Origin of the sequence: Methylobacterium sp. E-025 (assembly GCF_022829705.1) — a bacterium.
Classification (GTDB): domain Bacteria; phylum Pseudomonadota; class Alphaproteobacteria; order Rhizobiales; family Beijerinckiaceae; genus Methylobacterium.
Map to the genome: position 1 here is coordinate 64,118 of NZ_JAKSYR010000037.1, position 21,285 is coordinate 85,402.

At 57.4% G+C, this 21,285-nt stretch carries 20 protein-coding genes; 14 read left to right on the plus strand and 6 right to left on the minus strand.

What is annotated here, in order from left to right; translation table 11 throughout:
- Nucleotides 1-111 precede the first annotated feature (111 nt).
- Together lpdA and MKK64_RS28355 are read left to right on the plus strand one after the other, a co-directional pair.
- A complete protein-coding gene (gene lpdA / locus MKK64_RS03055) occupies nt 112-1,551 on the plus strand; it encodes a dihydrolipoyl dehydrogenase (protein ID WP_243932186.1) in 1,440 nt (479 codons plus the stop codon).
- A 132-nt stretch (nt 1,552-1,683) separates the two neighbouring features.
- Entirely contained in the window at nt 1,684-2,601 is a 918-nt protein-coding gene (locus MKK64_RS28355; RefSeq protein WP_409567837.1) for a tyrosine-type recombinase/integrase, read from the plus strand.
- Between the two features lie 26 nt (nt 2,602-2,627).
- Here MKK64_RS28355 and MKK64_RS03060 read toward each other — a convergent pair whose 3' ends face one another.
- Nucleotides 2,628-3,842 carry a reverse transcriptase domain-containing protein gene (locus tag MKK64_RS03060; protein WP_243932187.1) on the minus strand — a complete coding sequence of 405 codons (1,215 nt, stop codon included), beginning with the start codon at nt 3,840-3,842 and terminating at the stop codon, nt 2,628-2,630.
- Between the two features lie 882 nt (nt 3,843-4,724).
- Between MKK64_RS03060 and MKK64_RS03065 the strand changes: the two genes are divergently transcribed.
- The 6 genes from MKK64_RS03065 (at nt 4,725) to MKK64_RS03090 (ending at nt 10,105) form a co-directional block, all read left to right on the plus strand.
- Nucleotides 4,725-5,270, plus strand: a complete 546-nt coding sequence (locus MKK64_RS03065; protein WP_243932188.1) for a recombinase family protein — start codon at nt 4,725-4,727, stop codon at nt 5,268-5,270.
- Nucleotides 5,271-5,723: 453 nt separating this feature from the next.
- On the plus strand, nt 5,724-5,957 hold the full coding sequence (locus MKK64_RS03070; protein ID WP_243932189.1) for a hypothetical protein: 234 nt from the start codon (nt 5,724-5,726) through the stop codon (nt 5,955-5,957).
- A 139-nt stretch (nt 5,958-6,096) separates the two neighbouring features.
- Nucleotides 6,097-6,342 carry a hypothetical protein gene (locus MKK64_RS03075; protein ID WP_409567269.1) on the plus strand — a complete coding sequence of 82 codons (246 nt, stop codon included), beginning with the start codon at nt 6,097-6,099 and terminating at the stop codon, nt 6,340-6,342.
- An 8-nt stretch (nt 6,343-6,350) separates the two neighbouring features.
- The gene (locus tag MKK64_RS03080) at nt 6,351-7,433 is read left to right on the plus strand and encodes a catalase family protein (RefSeq protein WP_243932210.1); all 1,083 of its coding nucleotides are present in this window, start codon (nt 6,351-6,353) and stop codon (nt 7,431-7,433) included.
- A 525-nt stretch (nt 7,434-7,958) separates the two neighbouring features.
- On the plus strand, nt 7,959-8,747 hold the full coding sequence (locus MKK64_RS03085; RefSeq protein WP_243932190.1) for an alpha/beta fold hydrolase: 789 nt from the start codon (nt 7,959-7,961) through the stop codon (nt 8,745-8,747).
- Nucleotides 8,748-9,490: 743 nt separating this feature from the next.
- The gene (locus MKK64_RS03090; RefSeq protein ID WP_243932191.1) at nt 9,491-10,105 is read left to right on the plus strand and encodes a DUF892 family protein; all 615 of its coding nucleotides are present in this window, start codon (nt 9,491-9,493) and stop codon (nt 10,103-10,105) included.
- Between the two features lie 370 nt (nt 10,106-10,475).
- Here the strand turns inward: MKK64_RS03090 and MKK64_RS03095 are convergent, their stop codons facing one another.
- Both MKK64_RS03095 and MKK64_RS03100 read right to left on the minus strand, forming a co-directional pair.
- The gene (locus tag MKK64_RS03095) at nt 10,476-11,336 is read right to left on the minus strand and encodes a hypothetical protein (protein WP_243932192.1); all 861 of its coding nucleotides are present in this window, start codon (nt 11,334-11,336) and stop codon (nt 10,476-10,478) included.
- Nucleotides 11,337-11,387: 51 nt separating this feature from the next.
- Nucleotides 11,388-11,708, minus strand: coding sequence for a hypothetical protein (locus MKK64_RS03100; RefSeq protein ID WP_243932193.1), 321 nt, complete (start codon nt 11,706-11,708; stop codon nt 11,388-11,390).
- A 358-nt stretch (nt 11,709-12,066) separates the two neighbouring features.
- On the opposite strand from MKK64_RS03100, the gene MKK64_RS03105 reads away from it, so the two are divergent.
- The gene (locus MKK64_RS03105) at nt 12,067-12,423 is read left to right on the plus strand and encodes a helix-turn-helix domain-containing protein (RefSeq protein ID WP_243932194.1); all 357 of its coding nucleotides are present in this window, start codon (nt 12,067-12,069) and stop codon (nt 12,421-12,423) included.
- 53 nt (nt 12,424-12,476) lie between these two features.
- The gene (locus tag MKK64_RS03110; protein WP_243932195.1) at nt 12,477-13,460 is read left to right on the plus strand and encodes an ADP-ribosylglycohydrolase family protein; all 984 of its coding nucleotides are present in this window, start codon (nt 12,477-12,479) and stop codon (nt 13,458-13,460) included.
- A gap of 474 nt (nt 13,461-13,934) precedes the next feature.
- Here the strand turns inward: MKK64_RS03110 and MKK64_RS03115 are convergent, their stop codons facing one another.
- From MKK64_RS03115 to MKK64_RS03125, 3 genes are all read right to left on the minus strand, one after another.
- Entirely contained in the window at nt 13,935-14,348 is a 414-nt protein-coding gene (locus MKK64_RS03115; RefSeq protein ID WP_243932196.1) for a hypothetical protein, read from the minus strand.
- A gap of 547 nt (nt 14,349-14,895) precedes the next feature.
- Nucleotides 14,896-17,058, minus strand: a complete 2,163-nt coding sequence (locus MKK64_RS03120; protein ID WP_243932197.1) for a phage/plasmid primase, P4 family — start codon at nt 17,056-17,058, stop codon at nt 14,896-14,898.
- Nucleotides 17,059-17,426: 368 nt separating this feature from the next.
- Entirely contained in the window at nt 17,427-18,443 is a 1,017-nt protein-coding gene (locus MKK64_RS03125) for a site-specific integrase (protein WP_243932198.1), read from the minus strand.
- A gap of 114 nt (nt 18,444-18,557) precedes the next feature.
- Here MKK64_RS03125 and MKK64_RS03130 point away from each other — a divergent pair, with 114 nt between their 5' ends.
- The 4 genes from MKK64_RS03130 to MKK64_RS03145 all read left to right on the plus strand — a co-directional run bounded on the left by MKK64_RS03130 (nt 18,558) and on the right by MKK64_RS03145 (nt 21,235).
- Nucleotides 18,558-18,695, plus strand: coding sequence for a hypothetical protein (locus MKK64_RS03130; RefSeq protein WP_243932199.1), 138 nt, complete (start codon nt 18,558-18,560; stop codon nt 18,693-18,695).
- Nucleotides 18,696-19,005: 310 nt separating this feature from the next.
- Complete coding sequence (locus MKK64_RS03135) at nt 19,006-19,335, plus strand: hypothetical protein (RefSeq protein WP_243932200.1); 330 nt, start codon at nt 19,006-19,008, stop codon at nt 19,333-19,335.
- The gene (locus MKK64_RS03140; protein ID WP_243932201.1) at nt 19,336-20,313 is read left to right on the plus strand and encodes a hypothetical protein; all 978 of its coding nucleotides are present in this window, start codon (nt 19,336-19,338) and stop codon (nt 20,311-20,313) included.
- Nucleotides 20,314-20,344: 31 nt separating this feature from the next.
- Nucleotides 20,345-21,235 (plus strand): metal-dependent phosphohydrolase, encoded by an 891-nt coding sequence (locus tag MKK64_RS03145; RefSeq protein WP_243932202.1) that lies wholly within the window; start codon nt 20,345-20,347, stop codon nt 21,233-21,235.
- The last annotated feature ends 50 nt before the right edge of the window (nt 21,236-21,285 follow it).

Sequence of the window (21,285 nt, forward strand, 5' to 3'; positions counted from 1 at the left end):
GGGAGGGACGCGCGAGCGATGTAACCCGCCCGCACGCGACGCGCGTTGGCGCCCGCGACGTCCTCGTCTACGCTCGCCTCCGAGACGCTCCAGGGAAGAGACCAGACCCTCATGGCCGACAGCTACGACGTGCTCATCATCGGCGCCGGCCCCGGCGGCTACGTCACCGCGATCCGTGCGGCGCAGCTCGGGTTCAAGACCGCGGTGGTGGACCGGGAGCACCTCGGCGGCATCTGCCTGAACTGGGGCTGCATCCCGACCAAGGCGCTGCTGCGCTCGGCCGAGATCTACCACTACATGCAGCACGCCTCCGATTACGGGCTCTCCGCCAAGGAGGTCTCGTTCGACACCGCGGCCATCGTCAAGCGTTCGCGCGGGGTCTCGGCAAAACTCAACGGCGGCGTCGGGCACCTGCTGAAGAAGAACAAGGTCGACGTGATCTGGGGCGAGGCCACGGTCGACAGCGTCGCCAAGGGCAACGGCACGGGGCAGGTGACAGTCAAGGAGACCGCCCGCGCGCCGGCGCCGAAGGGCGCGCTCGCGGCCGGGACGTATTCGGCCAAGCACATCATCGTCGCCACCGGCGCGCGCCCGCGCGCGATCCCCGGTATCGAGCCCGACAAGAAGCTGATCTGGACCTACTACGAGGCGATGGTGCCGGAGACGATGCCGAAGTCGCTCCTGGTGATGGGCTCGGGCGCGATCGGCATCGAGTTCGCCTCGTTCTACCGCACCATGGGCGCCGAGGTGACGGTGGTGGAGCTGCTGCCGCAGATCCTGCCGGTGGAGGACCCGGAGATCGCCGCCATCGCCCGCAAGCGCTTCGAGAAGCAGGGCATCAAGATCCTGACCGGCGCCAAGGTGACCAAGGTCGAGAAGGGCGCGGATTCGGTCACCGCCACCATCGAGGCCGCCGACGGCAAGGTGCAGACGCTGACGGCGGAGAAGCTGATCTCGGCGGTGGGCGTCGTCGGCAACATCGAGGGGATCGGGCTCGAGGCGCTCGGGGTGAAGATCGAGCGCGGCCTCGTCGTCACCGACGGGCTCGGCCGCACCAACGTGCCCGGCCTCTACGCCATCGGCGACGTCGCCGGCCCGCCGATGCTCGCCCACAAGGCCGAGCACGAGGGCGTCATCTGCATCGAGACGATCAAGGGCCTGCCCACCCATCCGATGGACAAGGCAAAAATCCCCGGCTGCACCTACTGCCAGCCGCAGATCGCCTCCGTCGGCCTCACCGAGGCGAAGGCCAAGGAGCAGGGCTTTGCGATCAAGGTCGGCCGCTTCCCCTTCGCCGGCAACGGCAAGGCGATCGCACTCGGTGAGCCGGACGGGCTGATCAAGACGGTGTTCGACGCCAACACCGGCCAGCTGCTCGGCGCCCACATGGTCGGCGCCGAGGTGACCGAGCTGATCCAGGGCTACGTCGTCGCCATGAACCTCGAGACCACCGAGGAAGACCTGATGCACACGGTCTTCCCGCACCCGACGCTCTCCGAGATGATGCATGAGAGCGTGCTGGATGCTTATGGGAAGGTGATTCATACTTAAGGGGTAAAAAGGACGAAAAGCTCCTTAGGAACAAGCTGTTAGGGTCCTGAGGCTAGTCTGAGGTAAGGCTCCGGGTCAAGCCTCGGATAGGGGTTCGGGGGAGCTTCGGGCACATCTCAGTGTGCCCAGATTGTGCCAACGATATCGGCAGACAAGCGGGCAGCGAACACGATCAAGCGGTATCGAGGCAGCTTTCGGTCGTTCGCCGCCTTTGCCAGGAAGCGTGATGTTCGAACCCTGACCGGCGACGACGTATTCGCCTGGGCTGAGCATCGTCGCGATGTTGAAGGGGTAAGCGCAAGGGCCATCAATAAGAACGATCTGGTCGCCGCCAGTTCGGTGTTCCGTTGGGCGTCGGGTCGTTCGGGCGGTCAGCTTCTTTCCGGGAACCCTGTCACTGGCACTACCCTGGATGAACCAAGGATCGTCGCACAGCGGGAGCGGACGTTCCGGGGCCACGAGATAGCAGCGATCCTTTCAGCGGCCTCAGCGGTCAAGCATGACGATCGGAATCCTAGTCGTTCGGCGGCAAGGCGGTGGTGTCCCGGGTTGGCAGCATACTCGGGCGCACGGATCACCGAACTTACCAACCTAGAGAAGCGGGACATCCGAATCGAAGGTGCCTTCCCGGTGATGGACCTCCGGGTAACCAAGACCGGCGAACCACGAACCGTCCCTCTACATCCGCATCTGCTTGAACAGGGCTTCATGGCCTTCGTTGAAGCGTCTGCCACCGGCCCCTTGTTCTACGATCCCAAGCGCCATCGAAAGGCGTCTAGAACCCCGCCGGGCGAGCTACAGGGCCACAAGGTAGGTAAGTGGATACGCGAGACCGTGAACCTTGATCCATGCGTCTCTCCGAACCATGGTTGGCGGCACACCTGGAAAACGCGTGCGCTTAGCGCCGGTATCGAGGAACGACTACGCGACGCCATTACGGGGCATCGCGTAGCATCTGTTGGGCGGCGATACGAAACACCTACCGTATCAATGCTCGCAAGGTGTCTACAATCATTTCCGATGTACGTCGTTACATACGCCGCCAACTAAACGCGAGACGATAATGGCCGGCAATTCTAATCGATATCAATGCCCATGAATGCTTTCGATTGACTCGTAAGCTTCCTAATGCTATCCTCCCCAAATGCTCGACTTAGTATACTCCTAATGACATTGCGCTTACGATCAAGCATGATCTTGCTTAGATGCTCTACATTCTGAGCGGCAGAATACGCCGCTAAGTAACCGCCTATCGTGCTATCAAGCTTCGCGCCGAGTTTTGTGAACGTCATTCCTTCGCGAACAAGCCTGCCAATATCTTTGTAATCATTAATAGTTTGGACTATCTTCTCTATCTGCTTTTCAGTAACTACTAGTTCGTATCGCTCTCCCGTGCGTTGCAACGAGAGTCCAAGGAAATCGATTGGCTGTCCTGGTTCCGCGATCTGCGTCTTGCTATCGCTTCCTATAGGCGGAATGGTATGGCCAATATCGCGCAAGATACTGCGAACATGACCATCAATCTCAAGGCATTGCTCTTGACTACTTGATAAGACAATTAGATCGTCTGCATAGCGCACCATCTTGTACCCCAACCGGGTAATACGATGGTCGAAGCTACTAAGAGCTACATTAGACAATAAGGGCGACAGAGGCATTCCTTGACGGAGACCCACTCCCCGCTTGATGCCATTAGCGTCAACTACCCTATTGATAGCAGCGTCTGTCTCAGCAATCTCGCATGACACGACCCCGGAAATGATCCTCCGGAAACTCGGCGCCTTCAAAGCTCTGACTGTTGAGTTGATTAAGCGTCCGCGCTCAATGCGATCGAAGAACGAAACGATATCAGTCTTGTAAACCCATTGATTAGTTTGGCGCAATTCGATGGCCGCCGCACGAGCGGCTTGAACGCCTCTAGATCGCCCCGAGACTGACTTGACGAACCCGTAGCTGATGTTGTTCGTTATACCTAACTCTTCGGCTTGCTTGGTAAGGTGGTTCGATAGCAGCCGCTGCACGACTCTATCTTGAACTGTCGCAATACATATGATGCGCTTAGCGCCGTTGGACTTCTCAATTGCAACGGGGCGAAGGGCTTGGAATGTATAGCCCTCCCTAAGCTGGCCGTAGATACGCTCTAGGTTGGGTTCCAGCTTCTGCTTGAACACAATAGGCGCAACGCCATCAATGCCAGTGGCTCTCTGACTCTGAGCACGCTTCCAGAAGTCGTTCCAAGCTACGCGAATAGCATCCCGCCTGACGAAGTCCTGGAACTTAGAACGTGTCATTGAATGGAGAGTGCAGTCCGCCGCCTGTCACTAGCCTTGTCCCACGTGACAGGCGGCCTGAGCCGCAACGTGTTTTGCTTCACGATGCCGACCACTAGCATTCGGAGATACCGACGCCGTAGCCGTTGCTGCCGCCCCTAGCGGGATCGATACCTCCACGGGAGATCCGTTGATCCGCGCCTGAAAAGACAGCGTGCCACAAGCTCCACTCTCAGCGAAACCGAGTGCAGGCCTGCCGGTCGAAGTGCAAGCTTCCTCAATTGCACTATAGCTAAGTGCAATGCAAACCGCAAGCCCAAGCGACCACGAATAGCGCCGATAAGGAGCTCTCCGGTTCCGGCCGCCCAACTGCCCCAAGCCCTCAATAAGCATATCAGCCTTCCCTGGTTTAGTGTGGGAAGAAGGCCTGCGTCCCGACCGCGACTTAGCCGCAACGTGTTTTGCTTCACGATGCCGACCACTAGCATTCGGAGATACCGACGCCGTAGCCGTTGCTGCCGCCCCTAGCGGGATCGATACCTCCACGGGAGATACGTTGATCCGCCAGATCAGAATGCGATGCTGAGAACCCTTTGCAGCCGGAGGACCGATTGGAGTCGTGCGTCATCATGATCCGCAAAGCGAGCGTTCTTGTAAAGCGGATTCAGTCGCGAGGATCGATTCATTCTGATTAGCCGTGACGCAGCTGTGCAGCACCGTCCGTCCCTGAGCTTCGGCAGATGGGCTTGGTCTCGGGCTCTCACGGTCCAATCAGAGTAAACTCAATCGAGTCACCGCAGCGAAACAACCCGCTACGTGACGCACTGTCTTTTATGAGTCGACTTTCGCATTCCGAGACGGTAGGGTGCAATGGTCTAGAGTCATACGAGACAGGTGCGGTTCATGGCGACCTATGGATATGCCCGCGTGTCGAGCGTGAGTCAGTCCCTTACGATCCAACAGGAAGCCCTTAAGGCGTTCGGATGTGAGGTCATTAGGGCCGAGACGTATACCGGCACGAAGGTTGAGGGCCGGACCGAACTCGAGACGCTTCTACAGTTCGCCAGAGCCGGGGATCGCATCGTAGTTACTCGCATCGATCGCCTTGCAAGGTCTATCGCCGACCTGTCTGGGATCGTGAAGCGTATGGAGGCGGCTGGTGTGATCCTCGTCGCAATCGAGCAGCCTATCGAAACGTCCACACCCGCCGGACGATGCTTCCTACAAATGCTCGGAGTGTTCGCCGAGTTCGAAACGAACCTTAGACGCGAACGGCAGATGGAGGGCATCGCCAAGGCCAAGGCCGAAGGCGCGTTCAAGGGCCGCAAGCCTTCTATCGACGCTACTAGAGTTCGGGAGCTTGCCGCTTCCGGTCTCGGCGGTACAGCCATCGCGAGGGAATTGAACGTGTCGCGAGCGTCCGTCTATCGTCTGTTAGGTGTCGCCTGACGATAGGATTGCGGTATCGCAAAGACGGAATTCAGGTGCTCGGCACCGATCCTCGAACTTCCGAGAAGGGTGGTTTTCTGCCTTTCCGCTTCGGGGCGGCGAGTGCATGGAGGCGGACATCCCGGCGGGGACCGATCACGACCCTTTGCACAAGGTCGGAAGGTCCGCTTGCAGGCTACTCGGTATGGCATTCCCCGATGGCCGGGGCGGGTGAGAATGCGCGGCATCCTGACCGCCGGTGTGAAAATCTGAAACTAAAAATCAGCGGATGTCGTACCGCCTACAGACGACCCAAGAACGTTCGTGCCGAAGGCTCTGCTTAGGTACACGCTACCGCTTGGCCGAAAGGCAAATAACCATCAATTGACGAGATTTTATATATCGGAACAATGCCGGAAAATTTCTGTTGTGACGAAGGTTGAATATGGCATTCAGCACTACAGGAGATCTTGCATGAAGAAGTTCACACTCGCCCTCACCGCACTGACCGCCCTTGGCGGCATCGCATTCGTGACCGGTTCGGCCTCCGCCGCCCCGATGTCCGTCAACGGCCTCCAGTCCGAGAGCGGCGTCACCCAGGTCCGCATGATGCAGGGCGACCGGATGATGATGAAGAAGCGCATGATGCGGAAGCAAATGATGAAGCGCCGCATGATGAAGAAGCGGATGATGAACCGCGGTATGTGATTTCAAGCGCCTGACAGTCCCGGAGGTCCCGATGAAGGGATCTCCGCCCTGCAGGCCACGATTTCAAGGAAGACCTTTGGCCCGAACCTATCTCACCCGATCAGCGCCAGAGACTGATTAGGTCGAGCGTCGCCGATGGATGTTCCGGCATCCCGTCGTCATCCGCATCACGCACTGGGTGAACGCGGTCTACCTCCTGGTTCTGCTGATGAGCGGCCTGCAAATCTTCAACGCCCACCCGGCCCTTTACTGGGACAGCGTCTCGACCTTCGACACGCCGCTGATGGCGATGTCCTCGACCGAGGCCGACCCGCCCAAGGGCGTGACGACGGTGCTCGTCACGGCTTCGACACGACGAGCTGGCTCGGCTCCCCGATCCCCGTGAGGAAGAACATGACCTACCTTCGATACGCACCCGACGTTGAGAAGCCCGATCCGGACGAGCAGAAGACGATTGATGGCATCATCAACGGCATGACGCAGCAATCGGAGACCGTCGAGGCACGCGAGCACCATGCCGTGCGTGCCAGCCATGCGAAGAGCTCTGCGTGCGTCACCGGCGAGTTGATGATTGCCGCCGGCCTGCCGCCCGAACTGGCCCAAGGGCTGTTCGCCACGCCCGGCACTCACCCCGTGGCGGTTCGCTTCGCTCAGGGGCCGGGCGAGACCCTGGGCGACCGGGTCTCGACCCACCGCGGCATGTCCATCAAGGTGTTCGACGTGCCCGGCGAGAAGCTGCCCGGCCACGCCGTCGACACCCAGGACTTCGTACTCGCGACGGGCACCACGTTTCCCTCGGGCACAGCGGCCGGCTTCCTGCGGGACGGCACCGTCATCGGGAAGTCCACGGGGTTGCCGGAAGGGGTGAAGAGCGCGGTCTCGTCGACGATGCGCAACCTCAATCGCGCGCTGCACGCCTTCGGGACGGAGAGCGCGCTGGCCGACTTCTTCGGCCATCCCTACAGCCACCCCCTCGCCGACAGCTACTTCAGCCAGGCGCCGGTCCGCTACGGCGATTACGTGGCCAAGCTCGGGGTCGTTCCGGCGACGGACAGCCAGCGTGCCCTATCCGAGTGGCGGCTCGATCCGCATCAGGACGAGGACGGCTTCCGCCATGCCACGGTCGCCTTCTTCCGCGACCACGAGGTGGTGTTCGAGTTGAGGGCGCAACTCTGGGCGGACGTCGAGAGGCAGCCCATCGAGGATGCCTCGGTCGACTGGCCGGTCTCCATCAGCCCCTACCGTACGGTCGCGACGCTGCGGCTGCCCCGCCAGGATGCCTACAGCGCGGCCCGCGTGCGCTACTTCGACGAGGTGATGACCTTCCGTCCTGCCCATAGTCTCACGGCTCACCGGCCGCTTGGTTCCGTGATGCGCGCACGGCTTCGGGTCTACCAGGCGCTGAGCGATTTCCGCCACAGCAAGAATGGCGTGGCGTCCGAGGATACCGCGAGCATTGATCACGTTCCGGCCTAGGCGCGACATGACCGACATCGGACAGCCAGGGGGGGCGACATGCTGATTGATGTCGCCCGGTCGCACGCCTGTGAGTTCGAGGGCCCCTCCGTCTCCGATTGAACCGACGATGCGGTGGTGTGCAACACGCACATCGACCGCGGCGGCGCCATCCTGACGTAGACGGTCGTGATCGAAGCCCTCAGGTTCCAGATCAGGGAGCCGATCGCAAAGAACTGAAGACGATGGTGAGAAGTTCCCGGGGGCTGGATGGCTCCGTGCCGTCAAGTCTCCGTCCGTCGACCGTTTGGAGCCGGCGTGATCGCACGGACCGCGCACGACGATGCTGGCTCGGCAAGCGCCAACCCGGCCATGGGTTCATGTTCTGATCACCTGTGCAGGTTCACCGAATGCCGCGGCGGGTCACTCGACCTCGATGCGTCCGATATGAGCGGCCCGCGGACCTGACTGGCATTCTCGGCCTGACGAAATCTGCGACGGACCAGTGTTCGTATTGCAGGGCGAAAATTGAAGGACAATGCCGTCATGTCCCTACATTTCGAACGCCTCGGCACGGGCCGGCCGCTACTGATTGTCCACGGGCTGGGGGCCAATCTCCGCACCTGGGATCCGCTCTTGAGCGCATTGCGCGCCTCGCGCGAACTGATCTTGGTCGACCTGCCGGGACATGGCAAATCGGCCCCGCTCGCGGGCCGGCAGACGGTGGAGGCTTATGCAGACGCCTTAGCCGGCTTCGTGCAGTCCCATGGCCTGACGATGGCGGACCTTGTCGGCAGTTCGGTGGGGGGCCGGCTGGTGCTGGAGCTGGCGCGGCGGGGCATCGGTCGGCACTGCGTGGCGCTCGATCCCGGCGGTTTCTGGCGCGGGTGGGAAACGCGCTGGTTACACTGGACGCTCGCGGCATCGATACGCCTGGTGCGGCTGCTGCGGCCCTTCCATCCCGGCCTGTCGCGCCATGCCGTCACCCGTACGGTGTTGCTGGCCCAACTGTCGGCCCGTCCGTGGGTGCTACCACCGCAGCTTGTCGAAGAGGAGCTGCGGAGCCTGGCGGCCACACCGGTGTTCGATGCGATGCTGCGCGAGCTGGCACGCGGACCGTTGCAGCAGGGCTCGGCAAAGACGCCTGGCCGGGTCACCATCGGCTGGGGCCGCCAGGACCACCTGCTGCTGCCACGCCAGGCTGCACGCGCCCAGGTAGCCTTCCCGTCGGCCCGGCTGCACTGGTTCGAACGCTGCAGCCACTTCCCGCATTGGGATCAGCCTGCCGAGACGGCGCGCGTGATCCTTGAAACGGTCGGGGAGGATGCGCCTTGAAAGGGCTTCTTGCACCCCAGAGCCTGCGGTCATCCCCGGATCGTCAAGCATATCGGCCGAGCTTGCCGCATCCGCTCGGGATCCGGTCCATGGTCCGCTCTTTTATCGCCGCGGGAATGAAGCAGCGCTTCAAAGCCAACCTAGAGCGCGGCATTTCGAGGCTGCGCTGATCGCGCTGACCTGCTCTGGTTGCGCTTCACATGGCCCATCCCGCGAACGACCGCTTTAATTAGCCTTGCCGTTTCCAGGCTCGACAACGGACCATCTGCAGTCGCGCTCCAGGCATTCCCCATGTGTCCCAAAGGGGATCGGCTACCGAACGTTTCCGCCCACGACCGACTCGGTAATTCGGAAGGTCTGCTTTCGGGCAAACTGTACGATCCCGAGCGACCGGGTCCGACGGAAAGCTGCCTGACGGATGTGAAATGAGCAGTTGAAAATACAGACATCGCTGGCGAGCAAGCGCTTCAAGCCGTGTGAATTGTGTGGCGGGCATGTCCTGGCCATCACACAGGTGGGTTTTCGGGTGTTTCTTGAGCGACCGCCGAAACCGCGTGTCGGCGCCCCAGTTCCAGTCGGCGCCCGTAGATACCTGCCGCCTGCAGAAGGCCGAGACGGATCTTGAGGCCGACCCGGGCGCTTACTGCGTTGGATACCGCAGTCGATCGCATCAACCGAACGACGAGGGCGGCCAGAGTTGCCAGACAGACTCTGAGTTCAAGACGGCGAACACGAGGTGAGGAATGATGTCAGGGAACCGGCGACTTTTCGAGGAAGGGTTAGACCTTCTCCACGGAGCGCATCGGCAGGGGGCGGCGCAGGCGACGCGCAACAACAAGACGGCGACGCTGCCGAAGCTGAAACAGATGCTGGAGGCCGGATCGAAACAGAACATCGTTCAGCTAGAGCGGTTGGACGAGGTTTTCGACTCGATCGGCGTCAGGCCCGACCCCAGAAACGATCCCGCCATGCAGGGCATCTGCGATCTCAACGAAGCGGAAATAGCCAAGCATGGGGATGCCGCCGACCGCGACCTCATCAACATCGAGTACGGTCAAGTCGCGGCGCATTTCTACATCGCCCGGTATGGCACGCTGCGGAGGGCCGCACACGCGCTCGGACATGCCAAAGCCGTCAAGCTCTTGGATCGCACGCTCGTCGAGACCCGCGCGATTGATCGCGCCTTCACGCAGCTTTACGATCACCTGCTGTCACGCCGCACTTCGTCACGCTACCCGGGCGAGACTGCGCTAGCGACCACGGCGGCCATGCACCCCGGCCTCACGGTCGGGTTGGCGCTTGGCGGTGTCTTGGCCGCGGCCGCGCTCGTGGAAGCGGGGCGATCCAAGCGACGCTGAAGGACGGGTGGACGAGGCGCGGCTCCCACGGCGGGCCTGCCGGCAACCAAGGTCCGCCCCAGCGTGCGCGTCGCCGTCCCCTCCAGTGCCTGGCCTCGACCGTGACGGTGGGCCTAAGCATCGCGGCCACCCTCGCGGCCCTGGCCGTCGCCTTGATCGGTGACACGCACCTGCTGCCGACCGGGTTCACCCCTAGCCGCGCAAGGTCGAACGTCCGCTTTATGGCCGCCGATCAACTTCCGTTCGCCACCCCGAGCCGAAGTTGCCGGAGGCCTGACGAACGGCTGCGTTGGAGAAATGCCGATGGCGGTCCGGGCGGCTGGGTTGGGTCGGAAGCAGCCCTCGCCGGTATTCGTTTGCGTTCCGCGCTTCAAACGCCCTTCCGCTTCAACTTTTCGAACATCGCCGGGCACAGCTTCTCGAACTGCCCTTGAATCGACGGTGCGCCGGAAGCGGTAGTCCCGCCGATGTCCTGACGCTTCGAATCGAAGATGCGGGCGCTACCATATTCATCCACACCAACGATCGTGAACCGGCCGCCGAAGCTCGCTACGATCGTCCGAGCCTTGCAATCCGCTGTCGCCGTATGTGTCTTGCCGGCTTCGGCCTTCATGGTTTCGGCAACACACTTCTGTAGTGCCTTCGGTTTCAGGCCCTCACCGCCAGGAGAGTTCCGTTCACATTCCTCGGTAGCGTCCGCTCTGGTCACCTGCCCTGTCATCGTCGCGTTTTGCGTGTCGGCACCCGTCAAGCTCGTGATCGTGGCGCTGTAGCCGTGCGAGGACAGACTGAACGATCCGGTTTCAAAGGATGACGCCGTAGCCGCCACTTGGGCCTTCTGCTGTGCCCCTGACACGCCATCACACCGGACGTAGGTGGTCGGCGGCGCTTTCCCTTCTCTCCACGTGATCCGATCCGGGGAGGCGACTTCGACCGTCACCTTCGATTTCGATCGTTCGCCCTCCGAGAGACAGGCGTTCTGAAACTGGATGCGCGACCCTGCCGACCTAATGGTAGATGCCCGGCAATCAGACTCCGAACCACCATTCTTCCCCACGGCGGTGACCTTCAACCGATCATCGAAGTCGGAAGGCTTGATCCTGCACGCTTCCTTATCGAGAGCCCAGACACCCGCTATGGCACCAAGATCATCAGCCAACGCTCCAACTACTAATGTCGCGAGAGTGCAGACAGATGCCGCAGCTACGATGATGGGAATGCGCAGAAACATCGTATTACTCTCTTACTATCATAGTGCTGGCTTCGAACAGGACAGCCTCAACTAGCAGCTTCGCTTCACACGGGTTATGGCACGCGGCTGTTCGACCACCTGTTTCACCTGATGATACTCGACGGGCGAGACTCGAACAGTCCTTGCAGCCTGGGGCCGATACAACGGTTCCTCAGCGTAGCTTACGTGGTGAATGTGATGAACCTCGCGCTCTTCGGTAACCGTATCATCGACGGCTTCCGCCACGCGCTTGCTATAAATGAGTAAGATCAACTCAACTATCTTTTGCCAGCCGGTGTAAAGTAAGGCAACGAGGAATACGACTCCTAAACCAACCAACGTGTAATGGAACAGTTCGAACCAACCGACCATGATTAACTCCTGTGTAAGATGGCGCTTACGAATGGTTAGATCAGTCGCACTCCCATTCTACTCGATAGGTCGTTCCTAGAATTGATCCTATCTTGGTACCTTTACCAGTTGCCGACCCGATGTGCCTTTCTTGGCCAAAGATACTTCTTCGCTTGCCGAACTTAGCGTAATAGTCGTTTCCTCGCTTACTAATGCTTTTGACTACCACATCATCATCATCGGTTGTGACGAACGGCTGGTAGGTCTTTCCCTGCGGCTTGCCACCGAACGCCATCGCATACCCCCTGCTAAGTCGTAACCATATTCCGTGTATTGCGAATTAACGGAATATGGCTTAGTTTTCAAGCTCGGCCGGGCGATGACACTGCCCGTTATGCAAGGGCTGTTGAACGTATCGATCGGCAAGCGGGTGAAGACGGCGCGCGAACATGCCGGTCTCAGTCAGGAGAGGCTTGCCGAAATCGTGGGCAAGACGAAGGATACGATCAGCAACATCGAGCGGGGACGAAACATGCCAACGCTCGAAACCATGCAGAAGATTTGTGATGGTATCAACGTTCCGATCGTCTATCTCTTCGATGACTTTAGCACTGACAGAGTAAAAATAGAACTAAAAGCCAAGCTCGATTACGCATTCCGCCAACTTAACGAGGATGACGCTAGAGCGGTCGTCGCAATGATCGAAGCCTTCGTTAGCGTAAGATCGCCCGACTGAAATATCGCTGTTGGTGGACGTATCACGCATACTCTATCATGGAGCACGCATGTATGGACCACGATGAATGCCATCCCCTTCGGACGGTCTTTGGTAGCCACAGTGAACCGCCGTCGCAGATAGCAACTACTGTAGGCGGAACTCGTGATCGTGCCGTTGGATCACTGGTTGGTCTCGCTATCGGTGACGCCCTTGGCACGACCATAGAGTTCAAGCCTCGTGGCAGCTTCGAACCAGTCACCGATATCGTCGGCGGTGGTCCCTTCGACCTCAGAGCCGGCGAATGGACAGACGACACGGCGATGGCGTTGTGCCTTGCCGACAGTCTGATTGCCCGAGACGACCTCGATGAACGCGACCTGTTGGAACGCTTCGTTAGATGGTTCCGGGATGGCGAGAACTCCGTCACCGGGCGCTGCTTCGATATTGGCAACGTGACCTCGACGGCCCTCGCACGGTTCGAACAGACCGGGGAAATTCACGCTGGCCCTTCCGATCCCATGACGGCCGGAAATGGATCGCTGATGCGCCTTGCCCCGATCGCCGTCCGGTTCTGGAACGATCCCGTCAGACTCAGAGACGCGGCAAGACGCCAAAGCTACACCACCCATGGTGCTGTCGAGGCCGTGGACGCCTGTGAAACCTTCGCTTTGATACTTGCCGACGCGATCTATGGAAAGCCGCTCTCCGACGTTCTAAGGCCATCCTACGGGCATCGGTTCTGTGACGGTGTTCGCACGATCATGGACGGGTCATGGGACGGGGCTCAGCGGACCGACATCCGAAGCTCCGGTTACGTCCTCCACTCGCTTGAAGCGGCCCTTTGGTGCGTCGGGACATCGACGACGTTTCCGGAAGCGGTCTTGAAGGCGGTCAACCTCGGGGACGATGCCGACACTACAGGAGCGATCACAGGACAGATTGCAGGCGCTATCTACGGTCTCTCAGGTATCCCCAGGGGCTGGCGAAAGAAGCTTGCTTGGCAAGATCGGATCGAGGGTAGTGCCGCTCGTTTGTTCATGGAGAGCCAACGATGACGAACAAACCGGTTTTCATCCCGCATGGAGTCATCACTTGTGAGCGATCAATCCCAACGTCCATCACTTTTGCAGGGTTGATAGGCATCAGCAACCTTCTCAGATTGGACTTAGACCGGAGCCAGGGAGAGCATACCTACCTGCAGCAAGCCCTTGACGGTTTAGAGGCTCGGCTCGCGAAGTATGAGAATGACACCTGGAAGCGGAAGATACCATACTTCGATCGGCCGACTTCGATTGTTGTGAACTACAGCGAAATCCATGCGATACGATATGACATGGACGGAAAGGTAATTGAAACATTGAGCGCTCCGGTTCCTATTGATTATGGCGCGGCTACGACTGGAAGGGAAAAGTTGAGCTTGATCGTAAGCTAATCCAAGATGTCGTGCGAAGGTGTGTTTCGTGTTACTCGGCGATCGCACCTTCGCTATTACGACCTACGTAGATCGCAATCGATATATGTGCCATGGACTACGTGCCGACCGGACTCGCATGCGGCATCCACTTCGTCATGTCAGTCAGATTGATTTCGTCTTCCGGCGCACCAACATCTTCCTCGTTGTCTCCAAAACCCGGCAAGAGAGATTCAAGGAACGCGCACAGCATACCCTCTTCGCGACTCCAATTCATGCTATACAGCGAAGATACGACCCACACGAATTCCGAGCTTCCGATAGCATTGATTAGGCCGCCAAGGCAGCAGGACTTTTCTATGATAGAATACAGACACTTGATGTCGATCAGCATCTTCATGTCATCTAAGCTGACAGCATCGAGATGAGCTAAATGATCAAGATGTCGGATTGCCCTTCCAACGATAACGGCGAGTAGATAAAGATCGGTATCGTCAGACTCAATGTCAGCAGTGAAGTTACGGTCAAACATGTTGTTTACTTTCGATCCTAAATTGAGATTGTTGGGTGTAAGATGCAAAGCGCCGCACAAGGCTGAACCTGCAGGAGGTCAATCCGCGTCGGCCGTAGTTCCTGTTAGTCGGTGAATAATACGTATTGGCTAGTAAAGAATCAATACTGGTCCAACTCTCGAATTAATAGCTGGACTTCTATAGACGCATTGCCGACTGTCATTGTCTTGCCGAACGATCATAGGCTGGGCTCGGTAAGGAATGAATAGGTCTAGACTTCGCTACATTCCGAAACCAACGAGTTGGTCCGCAAGCGGCTCAATGTGATACCCTTACCCCATCGTCTAATCCCGTCAGGGTAACGACTGAATAGACCTACCTGCCGACAAGGATGCAGGTCCATCATCCCTTCCTTCTCCGGTGTTTGTTGTGAGAGAAAGAATGGATGATGGAAGATCAATCCCTAAGTATTGATATTAGTAATTATTATAGATGTTGGATAGTTTGGATATCATCCTCCATCATCCATCCTTGTCTATCACCTCGACCGAAGGGAGAGACGGGCCGTTAGGTCCGTCCAAACTCGTTCAGCGATACTCCAAGCCTGCCATTGCCGAATGACTGCTTCTTAACGGGAAGCCCAAGACGTGTGAGTTCTCTACCGAAGGTAACCATCGGCACAGGCTCTATACTACTATTGTCACACCAAGACGTATACCGTTCATGGAGACGGTTCATCATCGTCACTGCACCTTCCTTTCTCTCACAAGCCGCCTCTAGAAAAGCACCTACCGTATCGCTATTGGATCGATACTCACCAGTCTTCTGTTGAACTGATACAGGCGGCCTAAGGAAGTTGCCCTGCATCGTCCCCAGTTCTTGAAGGCCTTGGAGAGCCCAATTAAGGATTCCGGGCAATTCAAGTCTCAACTTGTCGAACAGGTTGCCATCACGTTGCTCTTCGCTAAAGCTGACGGGGAAATCGATCACATGTAGTCGGCGCCAGATGGCATCGTCACCGCCCATGATGACTGGTAGATCGTTCGTCGCGAACCATACCTTGAACTCAGGCTGCATGTAAAAGTAGTTCTGATACAAGGGGCGGCAAGCGATCGTATCACCACCAGTCATCAACTTGATCTTCGCCACAGCAAGCCTTTGACCCGACTCTCCTTCACTTGCACAGACAAGCCGTTTTCCAACTAATGAAGCAAGATCGTCAGACTTGTCATTGCCAAACTTTGATTGCATCAGCGAATGCGATGGAACTGTCCCAGCATAGTCGCCGAGAAGGGATTGGATGACTTTAAGGAACGTCGATTTACCATTAGCTCCGGTGCCGATAGCAACGAACATGCATTGCCCTGTTGTCTTTCCCGTCAACGTATAGCCAACTGACCGCTGAACGAAAGAAATCTTGGCTTTATCCCCATTGAATACCTGCCCCAAGAAGTTCATGAACAAAGGACATTCCGCATTCTTGTTGAAATTCGTTCCAAGGCGCTTCGTCACAATGATGGTCGGATCGATAATATCGCCAATCCGTAGATCGAGAACGCCATTCCCGCATCCGACAATGAACGGATCAGTGTCGAACTCACGCGATGCCTTGTTAGTGTGAGCCTTAGCAATCTCTAGGATGGCATTGATACGAGCGATCGATTGAGCCGTCTTAAGTTTACCAACTTCGCCCTTCATGATCATGTCGTCTTGGCTGGACTTAATCCAATCGATCGCGAGTTTTTTGGCCGCCGCCACCGGAACCGGATCGAACACATTCCCAGTCCTATGATAGAAGGTGCTCTGGTCGTCACAGTAGACCAGTGCGCCATCCATGAAATTGCAGAACGCTTCTCCCGTGGACATGTCGCTCTGAGGATCGAACGCACAACGATCATTTGAAAGCCCTACATCCGTGAGAGGGACATTCGTAGCGTTCATCCATTCTCCGATCCTTTTCATAATCCGCTCATCTGGAATGAAGCTCGACAGATCGGCCTTCCATGCCACGCGCTCACTACTATTGTGCTTACGGTAGCTATCAACGACGCACGAGACACGATCGCGCACATCATCGTCCTGCCGGTATTGTGCTACTGCTGTGATTACGACGATCATCTTTCGTTGTTCGACGCCCCTATGAGCCGCCCAACCTCCAAGAGCAACGGCGAGTTGATGCCTTGTTCCTTCGACCCAGAATTCACTGAGCACACAACCGGCAGCGATTGCTCCGCACTGATCTTGAAGTGTTCGCCAGTCTGTCTCCGAGGGCAGCGGTAGAGAGTCATCCTCGAATCGAATCTGCTCTCCCGACTCATAGATCGAACCGGGAAGCACAGTCTGAGCCCCGTTTCCGCGAAGCTCGATAAGAGTCTTTCCGGTCTGGGGATGTCTAAACTTCTTCGTCGGTTGAGGATCATCAACCCGGTATAGATAGTGACTTCTCGGATTGCTTTCGCGTCCGAAAACCCTGGTATCGTTGTCGAGGATTGATTGTCCAAGGAACACGGCCGCATCACAGTCAAGATCGACATCGACTATACCGTTAGAGGATGTCCCCAGCTTCACGCCAAGGTTAAAGTCATTCGGAAATTCACCATGTGGTTGAAAGTCGTTGATATCGAGTGTGATGGATGTCCATTGAGGTAGTTTAGGCTTCTTAGTTCTCGGGTGTAGGGGAGTAACATCATAGCCTTCATTGAGGTAAGTTTCGGGGGTATACGTATTCATTTCATATCCATTAGCTATTGTTCAGTTGTTACGCAGACAGATTCACACATACAGCAGCCTACACACGCAGGCCTTGCCTGATTGTCGGTCAACTCTCTGAGACTGTTGCGTATTATTATCTTCAACCGATGGCTCTAAATGAGTTCGCCGGCACAACTGATATACAAGCCCTTGGGTAAGGAAATAACCCGCATCGAACGTAGGGCTTGGCCCGCTCGTTCCCCCAATTCACGTGGCCCTGTTCTGACGCGAATAATACCTTACACGATCCGGGTTGTAAGAATTGCGATTCAAGCAGCGTTTCGTGTTGTATGGCGTTGCGAACGATCAACCGGCATTCACCGCGAGCACCGCCCGGTAACAGTCGCCTAGACCGACTCCGGCGCAACAAGCCTCGCTAGCTTGTCCGCCAACGCCTCTGGCCTAAGATGGGTATACCGCATCAGCATCCGGGTATCGCGGTGGCCGCTGATAAGGGCGACCTCGGGGATGCTCAGGCCAAGTTCGAAAAAGCGGCTCACGGCTTCGTGCCGGAGGTCGTGGTAGCGGAAGTCGGCAAGGGGAGCCCGCCTCATGACCCGCCGCCACGCCGTCTTGATCGCATCCTCAGTCGTCGGGAAGACTCTTGGCTCTCCCAAGCCCGCGACCGCCATCTGCTCCCGGAGTAATGTGAAGGCTCGCACTGTCAATGGTATGGTCCTCGCGTGGCCGTTCTTCGTGGTCGGGATGAGTAGGGTGCGCTTGGTCCAGTCGATGTCCTGCCATCGCAACCGAAGGACCTCTCCGCGCCGCATAGCGGTCTCCAAGCCGAGTTCGACCATGGGCAGGACGTTTGGGTTCCGAGACCTTCGGCATCCGTCCCGTAAGACCTCCCACTCGCCAGCCTCCAAACGCCGGGTCCGGGCATTGAGCACCTTGGGCTTTACCACGAGAGCGAATGGGTTCTCGGATAGGGGTACGTCCCAGACCTTGCGGGCGACCTCGAAGGCGTGCCGGTAGAGGGCCAACTCCCGGTTGATGCTCGCCGGCTTCACCGTGCGGAGTCGGTGGTCTCGGTGCGCCGCCACCTTGGCAACCGTGAGGGCACTCAGGGGCACCTTCGCGATGCTGTGCTTTAGAAGCATCTTCACTGCCATCGCCTCCCGTACAGCGCCACGCTTAGTAGGGGTCACTGTGTCTCGGTAGCGAACCATGATGTCCCCCACGGTGAGGGTGTCGAGGGTCCTGAGGCCTACCGGGAGGCCCCTTCGGTCTGCCTGGGTCTCGGTCTGTCGTGCCCAGGTCTGTGCGTCGGTCTTGGTGAGGAACGAACGGGTCACTGTAGCAGACCCCTTACGCCTCACCTGGACGTGCCACTTGTCGTTCCGCTTCCTGATGGTCGCCATGTGTCCCGCTCACTGTGCCCAGATTGTGCCAGCGAGTTCCTTGAGAGCGCCCTGTCGCGTTCTACCCCTGCCTCAGCCCTAGACGTCGGTTGTCCCTTAAGGCACTATCAATGCATGGCTTTCTACGTCGTCGCCATGAACCTCGAGACCACCGAGGAAGACCTGATGCACACGGTCTTCCCGCACCCGACGCTGTCCGAGATGATGCACGAGAGCGTGCTGGATGCTTATGGGAAGGTGATTCATACATAACTCGATGACGTTTTTACTAACAGCGAATCGCACATGACTTGCTCTCTATTTCGCTAGAGTCGCACCAAGCGCAAACAACAACCTCAGGTGATATCCTGTGGTTAACTCAGCAATCGCCCGTGAATGCGGACGATTTGGGATCGTAGCTGTTATCATGGAGACAAAGCACACGGACATGAAGTTGGGATCTCCATCATGCCTAGGTTCTCCGTACACTTTGGAATTAAAAAATCGCAGTATCAATTAGACTTTGTAGATATCAGCAATGAATATGATACTCCGGTTTATGTTGACCCCTATGCGATCGAAATTGCATCCGACCTATGGGCGGCAAGAGCCTCTGACTATATTTTTTTTTTTCGAAGAGGTGCTGAAATCACTGCGTTCTGGTGAGCACGACAGAGCCATCGCTTTGATGTCTCATCTTACGGAGCCTCAAGAAACGTTTTTGGGAGTGTCGGCAGCGGATCCAAACGGGCGAGGCGTTTGCCGAGGTCAATCCGGTCAGTTGATTTCAGCTATTATTCATAGCAAGGCCTTTCAATCAGGATTGCTGACCGACTTGGCTGACATGGCTCTTTATGTCGAGGGCATAGACAGAGATAAAATCTCTGATTTGACAACTAATATTATTCGATAATTGCTCGTCGAGTACACTCAGCAACAATGCGATTTATATGGCGTTCCTGTTCAAACCTACTCAGGTCCATCTTTATGGGATCGATCAAAACGAAATTGGGTATCAAAATATGTTAATCTCCCATATATAGACGATAGTCCTGTCATACTTGTGCCGAAATACATTGTTCGCCGTAAATTATCGCTAGATAGCCAGGAGTTCTATAACAAACAAATTACTGACTACCTTGTTGCTGAAAATTTGAGGGCAGGCAGCTCTCTTGTGCAAGTAATAAAAGGAGTACGGAAAGTCTTCAAAGGAGATGTTAGAGAAGAAAACCCAAAATCAAAGCCGTATATTGCAGAAATGGCGCTGGCTCATCCAGAACTGCTTGCGTCATATAAAGAGATTGCAAAACGTCACAAATCTATGATCTCATTTGACAACGAAGATCTATCAATTAACACGATTTCCGAATCTCTTATCGACATATTTGATGAAATCGATTCTGGCGCAAAGGCTGCTGATGAATATCACCGATTCATAATGGGCGTTTTAACGATCTTATTTTATCCTGATTTAACTCAACCGCACAAAGAATGGGAAATCTATGACGGTAGAAAACGAGTAGATATTGTTTATACAAATGCTGCCGATACAGAGTTTTTTGCTCAGCGTCGCAATGATTCATTATTAAACGCCAACACTGTTATTGTCGAGTGTAAAAACTATTTATCCGCTATTGCGAATCCAGAAATAGACCAGCTGCTCGGCAGATTTGATAATAATCGCGGAAAATTTGGTATAATTGCCTGTAGAAAAATTGATGATCATAGTCTTTTAATGAAGCGTTTGAGAGATGCTTCCAGCCGACAAAAGGGTTATATCATCTGCTTAACAGATCAAGATTTCAAGACTATGTTGCTTGCGAAGTCTAAATTACAGTATAGAGAAATATACGATACCCTTCGCCTAAAGTATAGAGCATTGCTAGAGTGACTTGAGCTGCAGCTCTTCATCGAGAAAAAAAATGGTCGACGCCACAAAGCTCCTCGCCAACGCGCTCGGCGAGCACCTCGCCCTGGTCTACCGGCGCACCTTCGGCAGCCGGGAGCCGGGCTATGTCGAGGTGATCGAGGAATCGGCGCGCCTGACGATCGAGCGGATAGTGCAGAGCGACGCGCTCTACCACGACGCCTACCACACCACCCTGGTGACGCTGGTCGCCCAGGACATCCTGCGCGGGCGCTTCGTGGCGCAGGGGGTGTCGCCGCGCGACTGGCTGCACGCGATCCTGGCCGCGCTCTACCACGACATCGGCTACGTCCGCGGCGTCTGTGCCGGCGACACGCGCACCCGGTTCGTGATCGACCGCGCCGGCACCACCGTCGGGCTGCCGCGCGGGGCGTCCGATGCCGGGCTCACGGCGCACCACGTCGAGCGCTCGAAGATCGCGGTGTGGGAGCGCTTTTCCGACCACGAGTTCGTCGATGCCGGCCGCGTGGCCCGCGCGATCGAGCTGACGCGCTTCCCGGTGCCCGACGACGGCGACCACGCCGAGACCGCGACGGAGGCCGGGCTGATGCGCGCGGCCGACCTCATCGGCCAGCTCGGCGATCCGCTCTACCCGCGCAAGCTCAACGCGCTGTTCCACGAGCTGAAGGAGGCGGGCCTGTGCGAGCCGCTCGGCTACGTCGACCCGGCGGATCTGGCCGAGCGCTACCCGAGCTTCTTCTGGGGCAAGGTCGAGCCGGTGATCGGCGACGCGATCCGCGCCCTCGACCTCACCGTGGAAGGCCGACGCTGGGTCGCCAACCTCTACGCCCACGTCTTCGCGATCGAGCACGACCGCCGGCGGATGGGGCCGCATCCCGGCTCGGGCGAGCCGACCCCGTCTCCGCCCCCTTCCGCGCCCCCTTGACCGAACCTTAACCGATCTGGTGTGTTCTCGTTATGTTCTCAAACGAGTCG